6 protein-coding genes are annotated in these 8,025 nt (G+C 64.0%); all 6 read left to right on the top strand.

Translation table 11 applies throughout. The features are described 5' to 3' along the window. Positions 1–189 precede the first annotated feature (189 nt). The 6 genes from AC0L20_RS29880 (at position 190) to AC0L20_RS29905 (ending at position 7,610) form a co-directional block, all read left to right on the top strand. Complete coding sequence (locus tag AC0L20_RS29880; protein ID WP_461323084.1) at positions 190–453, top strand: hypothetical protein; 264 nt, start codon at positions 190–192, stop codon at positions 451–453. Positions 454–882: 429 nt separating this feature from the next. Then, complete coding sequence (locus AC0L20_RS29885; RefSeq protein WP_007610235.1) at positions 883–1,800, top strand: ABC transporter substrate-binding protein; 918 nt, start codon at positions 883–885, stop codon at positions 1,798–1,800. Continuing rightward, complete coding sequence (locus AC0L20_RS29890) at positions 1,800–3,422, top strand: amino acid ABC transporter permease/ATP-binding protein (RefSeq protein ID WP_473294189.1); 1,623 nt, start codon at positions 1,800–1,802, stop codon at positions 3,420–3,422. The genes AC0L20_RS29885 and AC0L20_RS29890 overlap by 1 nt, the downstream gene beginning before the upstream one ends. Positions 3,423–3,471: 49 nt before the next feature. Beyond that, a complete protein-coding gene (locus tag AC0L20_RS29895) occupies positions 3,472–4,713 on the top strand; it encodes an acetamidase/formamidase family protein (RefSeq protein ID WP_473294190.1) in 1,242 nt (413 codons plus the stop codon). Between the two features lie 133 nt (positions 4,714–4,846). Then, positions 4,847–7,180, top strand: coding sequence for an acetamidase/formamidase family protein (locus tag AC0L20_RS29900; RefSeq protein WP_473294191.1), 2,334 nt, complete (start codon positions 4,847–4,849; stop codon positions 7,178–7,180). 46 nt (positions 7,181–7,226) lie between these two features. Continuing rightward, a complete protein-coding gene (locus AC0L20_RS29905) occupies positions 7,227–7,610 on the top strand; it encodes a RidA family protein (protein WP_473294192.1) in 384 nt (127 codons plus the stop codon). Positions 7,611–8,025: the final 415 nt, after the last annotated feature.

An 8,025-nucleotide genomic window follows, 5' to 3' on the forward strand; every position in this document is an offset into this window, starting at 1 on the left:
GTTCGCATTTTAATGATCGGCCAATCGGGTCCCGATTGGTTAGCGATTGATGAAATCCCGTTGGGAAACTTAGGTTCCTGCCGGGTGCCTCCAGTGTGAAGGAGGTCACATCTTTGGCTGTTTATTTCTCCTACCCCTTCGCCCACCGGCCAAAACAGGCCGGCGGGCAAGGCAGACGGGAGACTGGTCATGAAGGCGAGGTTCTTGCGGTTTGCGGGTGTGAAAAGCCGGGCGCGTCGCGCCTCGACGGTCGGGCTGTTCCTGACGCTGTTTGCCTCCGCCGCCCATGCGCAGCAGGGAACGCCCGAGCAGCGCCGGGCCTGTACCCCCGACGTCTACCGGCTCTGCGCCGGCGAAATCCCCAACGTTCGCGCCATCACAGCATGCCTGCGCCGTAACAGGTCAAGCTTGAGCGAGGCTTGCCGCAGCGTGTTCGATCAGGCCGGCGGCTGACATGCCGGGCCTGTGGGTTTGTGCGCAGCAAGTGGCTCGCGGGGGCTCGCGAATCCGGCATAGTCGGCCTGTGGATAGGCTGTGGGTATGCTGCGGACAGGCTGTGGAAGGCAGTGATGTGCTTCGGACGCCGCCCGCAGATGCGTCCTTCGATTGTCATATCTCTGTCAAATGACCTCACCGAATGATTCGATGATCGCGCAGATCGCGGCGTAGCGCGGGATCATATGGTTCTTCCGAATTCGGAATTGCGCGCTGCGGCGTCCGCATTCACGAACAGTTTTTGTGCAGCCGCCTGCCCAAATGGCGGGCTCCTTCCATCCAATTTTTTGTACGCCCGCGGACAAGCTTTCCGGTCCGCTCTCCTCCTAGGCTCGCTTCCGCGATCTGGAACATGGCCATTGCCATGACAATTCGAAGGAGCTGGAGATGGAGAGACCGGTATTGCCCCAGGCGCGGGGGAACGCGCGTGCATCGCTGTCTTGGCGCAAGGCCGCGCTCGGCGCTGCGGTCACTTTCGGCGCGCTGGCAGCTGCGCCCCTGAGCGCGCAGGCTGCGGCGCCTGCGGCCTGCGCTGCGCTCCAGGACAAATATCCGGACTGGAAGGGCAAGACCCTCGTCAACGCCATCAACCCGCACACGCCGGGCTATGAGACCATCGATCCGAAGGATCCGAGCAAATATATCGGCTTCGACATCGATCTCGGCGAAGCCATCGGCGAATGCCTCGGCTTCAAGCTGACCTACAAGCCGGTGACGTTCGCGGCGCTCCTGACCACGCTGGCCGCGGGACAAGCCGACATCGTGATTTCCGATATCTACGCCACCAAGGAGCGCGCCAAGGCCGCCGACTTCATCACCTATTCGAAAGTGTTCGACGGCGTGCTGGTGGCCAAGGGCAATCCGAAGGGCATCAACGGCATCAACATGTCGATGTGCGGCGCCGCTGCCGCTGAAAACACGGGCTATGTCGAGGTGCCCCTGATCCAGGCGCTGATGCCCGAGTGCAAGAAGGCAGGCAAGGCCGAGCCCACCGTCCAGCTCTACGACAATAACGCCAACTGCATCCAGGCGATCCTCGCCGGTCGTGCCGACACCTATGTCAACGACGTCAACACCGTCGACAGCGCCGTCAAGGCCTATCCGGACAAGCTGGAGAAGGCGACAGCGGTGACGATCCCGTATTCGGTCGGCATCGCCGTTCCCAAGGACAAGCCGAAATTCCGCGACGCCGTGCTCGCAGCCCTGATCGAGGTCCAGAAGGCCGGCACGCATATGGAGCTTCTGAAGAAGCATGGGCTCGACGTGAACAACTTCAAGGAGCCTGACATTCTGACGGCCGACTGATGTCGCTGTTCCTCCATTACCTGAGCATGCCGTATCTGCTCGAGGGCATCGAGCTCACCCTGGAGGTGACTGCCCTCGGGCTCGGCGGCGGATTGATCCTCGGATTGATCCTCGCCGGCATGCAGCTCTCCCGCTTCTGGCTGCTGGCGGCGATCGCCAGGGCCTACACCGTGATCTTCCGCGGCACGCCGCTGATCCTGCAAATGGTGTTCGCTTACGACGCGCTGCCGCATATCGGCATCAAACTGCCGGCGGTGCTGGCCGCCGGCCTTGCGCTGGCCTGCAACGAGGCGCCGTTCATCGCCGAGATGCTGCGTGCCGGCGTGCTCGGCGTCGATCGCGGGCAGGTGACGGCCGGCCAGGCGCTCGGCATGACGCCGCGGATCCTGATGTGGCGGGTGATCGCGCCCCAGGCGATCCGCACCATGATCCCGGCCTTCGGCAACGAGGCCGTGAGTGCGCTGAAGAATTCGTCGCTCGCCTCCGTGGTCGCGGTCCAGGAGCTGACCTTGCGCTCGACCCAGCTTGCGTCCTCGACCTTCGACTTCTTCTCGATCTTCTTCGCCTCGGGCTTGCTGTACCTCGTGCTGACCTTTGCCATCAGCGTCATCCAGCTTTTTGTCGAATGGCTGCTCGATCTCGACCGCGCCAAAGGTCGCCAGCGCAAGCTCGCCGACTATCTGCCCTGGCGCCGCGTCGATCTCGCCACCAAGCTCGAACTTGCCGCAGCGCCCGTCGACGTCCAAGTGCCTGCACAGGCTGAGCTCACCCACACGCCGCCGCTGGCCTTGACCCGCGAGGAACGCACCCGGCGTGCGGCAACGATCTCGCGCAACAACATCGCGGTCGAGACCAAGGACCTCACCAAGAGCTACGGCGCGCAAAAGGTGCTTGCCGGCCTCGATTTTACGGTGCGCGTCGGCGAGGTCGTCGCACTGCTCGGGCCCAGCGGCTCCGGCAAGAGCACGCTGCTCCGCTGCATCAATCATCTCGAAAGCTGGGACGGGGGCACCGTGCGTGTCGGCGGACGCCGTCTCGGTTTCGACGACAACGGCAAGCTGCTGCCGCCCCGCGCGATCGCCAATGAGCGGGCAAGCGTGGGCGTCGGGATGGTGTTCCAGCAATTCAACCTGTTCGCCCATCTCTCGGCGAAGGAGAACATTGCCGGTCCCTTGCGCTGGGTGCACGGCATGACCCGCATCGATGCCGATCGCCGCGCCGCCGAGCTGCTCGATCGGGTCGGGCTGTCGCACCGCGCCGACGCGCTGCCGCGGCATCTCTCCGGCGGTCAGCAGCAGCGCGTCGCGATCGCCCGAGCGCTCGCACCGAACCCCAGCGTGCTGCTCCTGGACGAGCCGACCTCGGCACTCGATCCCGAGCTCGTCAGCGAGGTCCTGGAGGTGATCCGGCGGCTCGCCATCGATGATGGCCTCACCATGATCATCTCGACGCACCAGATCCGCTTCGCGGACGAGGTCGCCGACCGTGTCGCTTTCCTGAGCGGCGGCACGATCATCGAGGAGGGGCCCGCGCATGAGGTTCTCTCCAGCCCCCGCAATCCGCTGACTGCGCGTTTCCTCAGCGTGATGGAAACCGACAAGACTCCGGAGGCGGTGCGATGAGAGCCGCACCCGCAACGTTCAAGACCGCGTTTCCAGAAGAGGCCACCTCATGAAGCATTTCACGCTGCCGGTTTCGCCGAAAACCGTCCACTGGGGCTATTTCTCCAAGAAGGTCGCGCCGGCCCTGACGCTGCGCTCGGGCGATCGCGCCACCATCGAGACGCTGACCCACCACGCCAACGACGATTACGAGCGCATGATCCAGGGCGATCCCGGCGCCGAGAGCGTGTTCCAGTGGACGCGCGAGCACAAGGCAGTCGCGCGGCGCGGCTCGGGTCCTGTCGAAGGCCCATTCATTCGTGGCGCAGGCGAGGGGATCGGCGTGCATCTCCTCACCGGTCCCGTCGCGATCGATGGCGCCGAGCCCGGCGATATCCTCGAAGTGCGCATCCTCGATATCAGGCCGCGGCCGAGCTGCAGCGCCTGTCATGCCGGGCGCTGCTTCGGCTCCAACGTCGCCGCGAATTGGGGGTTTCACTATCACGATCTGATCGAGGAGCCGAAGCCGCGCGAGGTCGTCACCATCTTCGAGCTCGACACCTCCGGCGAGCCCTGCGCCAAGGCGGTCTACAACTATGTCTGGACGCCGCAGACTGATCCTGACGGCATCGTGCATCGGACCATCGATTATCCCGGCGTGCGCGTCGATCACGCTACCATCAAGAAGCGGGAGAACATCCTCGCGAGCGTCAAGGTGCCGGCACGGCTGCATTTCGGCACCATGGGGCTTGCGCCGTCGGAGGCCGATTTCGTCAGCTCGATCCCGCCGAGCTATACCGGCGGCAACATCGACGACTGGCGCATCGGCAAGGGCGCGCGAATGTTCTATCCCGTCGCGATCCCCGGCGCCTATTTCTCGGTCGGCGATCCCCACGCCGCGCAAGGTGACAGCGAGCTTGGCGGCACTGCGATCGAGACCTCGCTGACCGGCGATTTCGAGTTCGTCCTGCACAAGAAGGCCGATCTCGCCGGCACCAGCCTCGAGGGTCTCGACCATCCGATGCTGGAGACCGATCAGGCCTGGTCGTTCTACGGCTTCACCTATCCGAACTACCTCGCCGCGCTCGGCGCTGACGCACAAACCGAGATTGCCAATCACTCGAGTCTCGACCGTGCGATGCGTGACGCGTTCCGCAAGCTTAGGAGGTTCCTGATGACCGTGCACGGCTTGAGCGAGGACGAGGCGATCTCGCTGCTATCGGTCGGCGCCGATTTTGGCGTCACCCAGGTGGTCGACGCTAATTGGGGCGTTCACGGCACGATCCGCAAGAACATCTTCCGGTGCGACTAATGCATTGAAGCACATTCCATTTCGGGATGCGGACGTGACCAAAGACCGTCATTTACGGCCCGTCGCTGCGACGGATGACCGCGTGCGTCTGGCACAGAGGTTGCTTCGATCCACTGCAATCTGGGTCGATCCAATGAGCTTCCGTCCCTTCACCAGCGAGTCCTACGCGCAAGACGACCGCCCCGAAGCCTGGCGGGACGTGCTGGCTGCGGTGGGCCTGCAACCTGCTACCGGTCAGTCCTTCTTCGACGGGCATGCGACCGCATCGCACCGTCAAGCCGCAGGTGTTGCGCTCACACGCATGGCCGCCGGCGCACAGACGATCGGACCGCTCGCGCAATCCAACGACGACGTTCCGATCGCGCTGATGCCGGTCGAAGACGGCATGGTGCTCAAGAGCGCCGCCGGCCATCGTATCGTTCCGGTCGGCCATCTCGTGCTGCTGCCGCGGAGCGGGGACTGGAGCATCGTATTCCAGCGCGACATGCGCGCCGTCGTGCTGTCGGTGACGTCGGAGGCGCAGCACGGACGGCGCTCGGGCAGGCCGCGGCTCGGCGAACCCCGGGTCGTTCCGCCCAGCGGCTTTGCCGACGTCTTCGCGCGCTTGATGGATGCGACCGCGCGCACGCTCGACACGCTGAGCGATGCCGAATGGAATGCGGTCGCGCAGTCGCTCGTGGATCTCCTGCTGACACTCGCCCATCAATTGGCCGCTTCGACGTCCGACGCCGGTTCGAGCGCGACGCAGTCGGCCCTCCTGCACCGGATCTGCCAGACCATCGAACGCCGCCTCGACGATCCCGAACTGGTGCCCGCGCGCGTCGCGCAGGCCGAAGGAATTTCCGAGCGCTATCTGCAAAAGCTGTTCGAGAGCGTCAGCGACAACTTTACTCACTACGTGCGCGAGCGGCGGCTGCAGCGCGCCTGGGCCGATCTGTCCAATCCGTCCGAGGCGCATCGCTCGATCTCGGAGATCGCCTACGCCTATGGTTTTGGCGATTCCGCGCATTTCAGCCGTGCCTTCCGCCATCGCTTCGGACTGCCGCCGCGCGAGTTTCGCCAGCAGGAGGCGGAGCGGGCGACGACGCAGCATGGGATAACCGGTCAGCGCGGCTGGCCGCAGGATGCGCTGGCGCAGCTTCGCGTGCACCAGGCGAGTGCCGAGGCGCGCGGCAATCTCGCCCGTACCGACATCGATGAGCCGAGAACGGCCGAACGCAAGCATCATCATCTTCCGATCGAAGCGAATCGCGTTCATTGGGGATATTTCAGCCGCTCGTTACAGCCGCAGCTCGAGATCGCCTCGGGCGATACCATCACCATCGAAACGCTGACGCAGCACGCCTCCGACGATCCTGAGCTGATGATCGCGGGCGACACCGCCGCCGAAAGCGTATTCGGCTGGACCAAGGCGAGGAAGAACGTGGATCGGCGCGGCGCGGGTCCGATGGATGCCAGCATATTCGGACGCGGCGCCGGCGAAGGCTTTGGCGTGCACATCTGCACAGGGCCCGTGTCGGTGAAGGATGCCCAGCCCGGCGACGTGCTGGAAGTGCGGATCCTCGACATCGTACCGCGCACAAGTCGTCATCCGAAACATTCAGGGCGCGTGTTCGGCTCCTCGGTCGCGGCCTGGTGGGGCTATCATTACGACGAATTTCTTTCAGGGCCGAAGCCGCGCGAGGTCGTGACGATCTACGAAATCTTCGACGACGCCGACGCGCCGTATGCCCGGGCGCTGTATTCCTACCGCTGGGAGCCGCAGACCGACCCGTTTGGCGTGGTGCACGCCACCTACGACTATCCCGGCGTTCCGGTATTGCCCGGCACGGTGAAGCGCCGCCACGCCGTGCTCGACGGCATCCGCATTCCCTTGCGCCCCCATTTCGGCGTGATCGCGGTGGCGCCGCGTGAGGTCGATTTCATCGACTCCGTGCCGCCGTCCTATTTCGGCGGCAATCTCGACAATTGGCGCCTCGGGAAGGGGGCGACCGTCTATCTTCCGGTCTCCGTTCCCGGCGCATTGTTGTCGGTCGGCGATCCCCATGCCACGCAAGGTGACGGCGAATTGAGCGGCACCGCGATTGAATGCTCAATGACCGGAACCTTCGAGGTGATCCTGCACAAGAAGGCCGACCTCGCCGGTCAGCCCTTCGCCGATCTGTCTTATCCCCTGATCGAGACCGAGTCCGATTGGGTCCTGACCGGATTCAGCCATCCCAACTACCTCGCCGAGTTCGGCGCTCAGGGCCAGAGCGAAGTCTACGCAAAGTCCTCGCTCGACCTCGCCATGAAAGATGCGTTTCGCAAGATGCGACGCTTCCTGATGAACGTGAAGGGGCTGAGCGAGGACGAGGCGATCGCGCTGATGTCGGCCGCCGTCGACTTCGGCGTCACGCAGGTGGTCGACGGCAATTGGGGCGTGCACGCGATCATCAGCAAGCGCTTGTTCCAAACCTACCCCTAGACAAGCCTTCCCTTGAAAGAAGCGCCGTAAGTAACAAGGAACCCCAGTGAAATTCCACATGATCAGCGGCGGACCGAAGCCGGTCGCGCCCTTCAGCCACGCGGTGGAGACCGACGGTTTTGTCTTCGTCACCGGCCAGATGCCGGACACGCCGCAAACACCGGGCGTATTGCCCGACGGCATCGTCAAGCAGACGAGGGCGGTGATGGAGAATTTGAAGGTGGTCCTGGCGGGCGTCGATCTCGGTCTCGAACACGTCGTCATGACACGCATCTATCTCACGCGTTTCAAGGAAGACTACACCGCAATGAACGACACCTATCGCGAATTCTTCGCGCCCGGACGGCTGCCGGCCCGCACCTGCATCGGCGTCACCGGGCTTGCCTATGACGCGCTGATCGAGATCGACCTGGTCTGCCGCCGGCAGTGAGTTCGGCTTTTCGTAGCCCGGATGAGCGAAGCGATATCCGGGACTGCCGCTCGCACAAATCCCGGATGTCGCTTCGCTCATCCGGGCTACAATCCCTTGCGTTCCCCGTCGGGCAAAACACACAAGTCGCGGGTCAATCTGACCCCGCAAAAAGATTTCGCTTTACCGAAATTCGGCTTTAGCGTATTCCTTCGCCACCTCATCCCGGTCAGAGGGGCGTATCGCGATCGTCACGAAACGTGGGGTGAGCTGCGGTGGACGCGGGCAGCATCGGCGCGAAGGGCTTCGCAGGGCGGGAAACCGTGAGCGAAGGCGTCGCGCACACGACCGGTGCTATTAGCGTACGGCAAAACCGTGTCGTCCTGACGCCCGGGGTCTGTGCGTCAAGTCTTGTGGTGATGTGGGCGGCCCGACC

It is taken from the genome of Bradyrhizobium sp. Kon58 (assembly GCF_055807455.1).